Origin of the sequence: Albidovulum sp., from assembly GCF_049646345.1 — a bacterium.
Classification (GTDB): Bacteria; Pseudomonadota; Alphaproteobacteria; order Rhodobacterales; family Rhodobacteraceae; genus Albidovulum.
The window spans coordinates 1-1,714 of record NZ_JBARVQ010000242.1; the positions used below are offsets into that span (position 1 = coordinate 1).

The window sequence follows — 1,714 nt, forward strand, 5'->3', positions numbered from 1 at the left end:
AGGCCGAAGCCGTGCTGTCCTTGATCGCCAAAGCCCCCGCGATTTCGCCCGCCGGCACTTCATCCGGACAGCGCCGCATCAGCAGCCGGAACACCCCCATCCGCTGCGGATGGCTTAGGGTTGAAAGACGCTCTGTCAGAAGTTTTTCCATATTTCATGAATATACGAATATTAAAAACCGGTCAACGCGATTATCGCCCCCCGCCCCAACGATCAACAGGCTCCGATCAACAGGCTCCGACCAACAGACTCCGACCAATAGGCTCCGGCAAATTTTAGGCATAGAGCAGCCGCCAGGAACGGCGGAATTTCGGATTCTTTTAACTTAAAATGCGGATGGTTCCTTCAAATCAAGGAACACGTGATGCCCGGCTATATCTCAGAGCTTGACTATTATGGAACCTCGGACAACGAATTTGTCGAGATAGCCGTTCCGACCGGCACTGATGTATCGAATTATGCGTTGGTGTTCTATCAGGCGGACGGCACAATCTATGATACCGTTTCACTCGGATCCTACACCGGAACCTTCGCGGGTCAGGATGTCTATGTCGTGGATCAGTCCACGCCCGGTTTTGATTCCGGTGGTGACCCGACGGGAACGTTCTATCCGGATGACGCGATTGCCTTGGTCGATGACAATGGCACCGTCCTTCAGTTCATCTCCTGGCAAGGCCATACCGTCACGGCCAGCGAAGGCCCGGCACTTGGTATGTCCAGCACCAACGCGGGATTTGCCGGGGAGACTTTGCAATCCGATGATGGCGGGGCAAGCTATTATGCGCAGTCCGCCGCCAACAAAGGGTCCATTCCGGCCTGTTACGCCCCGGGCACGATGATCGACACACCGCTTGGCCCGCGTTTTGTCGAACAGCTCTCTGTCGGCGATCAGATATGGACGGCGGATAGCGGAGCGCAGGCGATCCGCTGGATCTGGGACGCGACCACCCCCCTCGAAGATACAAGCGCCGACGCCTATCCGGTCTTGATCCAGGCCGGCGCCTTGGCACCCGGGCGGCCCGACAATGATCTGATCGTCTCGCCGCATCACCGCATAATTGCAGGCGCGGCTGGCCAGTTGGAAGAGCATTTCGAAGCCGAGGTTTTTGTACCGGCGAAATCGCTTACATCCTTGCCCGGAATCCGGTTCATGCGCGGCAAGACTGTGATGCGCTGGCTCCATTTCTCCTGTGACCGGCATGAGGTGGTGCGCGCAAACGGCTGCATGTCGGAATCCTTGTATCTGGGCCCGATGGTGCTGCGCAATTTGCCCCGTAAAACCCTGAAATCGTTGCGCGCAGCACATGCGCCTTCGCCCCATGATGATGCGTTGAATGGCCCTCTGGCGCGACACTGCCTGACGGACAGGCAGGTCAAACGCAACCTGCGCAAGAGCCAAAGCCCCCGCCCCTGCCCCCGCCTTCGCATTCGCCTTCGCCAGACATAGGCCGCGGCACGGCCGGTCTGCGCGTTCATCAATGGGCCCTGAGGCCAGGGCACCGCTTCGCCCCGAAGCAAGGCGCGCCCGCGGCCCCCTTGCCCTGCCCAAAGCCCCCCGGCCAAGCTGCGACGATTTGCACATCCTGGCGCGCTTGCCTTGCCCGCGGCCCGTACCTAGCTTTGACACAACCAGAAGGTGCCAGATATGCAAGATTACCTGACTGCAGAGTTTCTCGCCCGCTTGCAATTCGCGTTCACCATATCCTTTCACATT

Annotated in this window: 1 protein-coding gene and 1 pseudogene; one reads left to right on the top strand and one right to left on the bottom strand. The window is 58.8% G+C overall.

Translation table 11 applies throughout. From position 1 onward, the window contains the following. Positions 1-151: pseudogene (locus tag WBB85_RS05745) on the bottom strand (ArsR family transcriptional regulator); the annotation flags it as partial. Positions 152-364: 213 nt separating this feature from the next. On the opposite strand from WBB85_RS05745, the gene WBB85_RS05750 reads away from it, so the two are divergent. Further along, positions 365-1,447 carry a Hint domain-containing protein gene (locus tag WBB85_RS05750; RefSeq protein WP_432637674.1) on the top strand — a complete coding sequence of 361 codons (1,083 nt, stop codon included), beginning with the start codon at positions 365-367 and terminating at the stop codon, positions 1,445-1,447. Positions 1,448-1,714 lie beyond the last annotated feature (267 nt).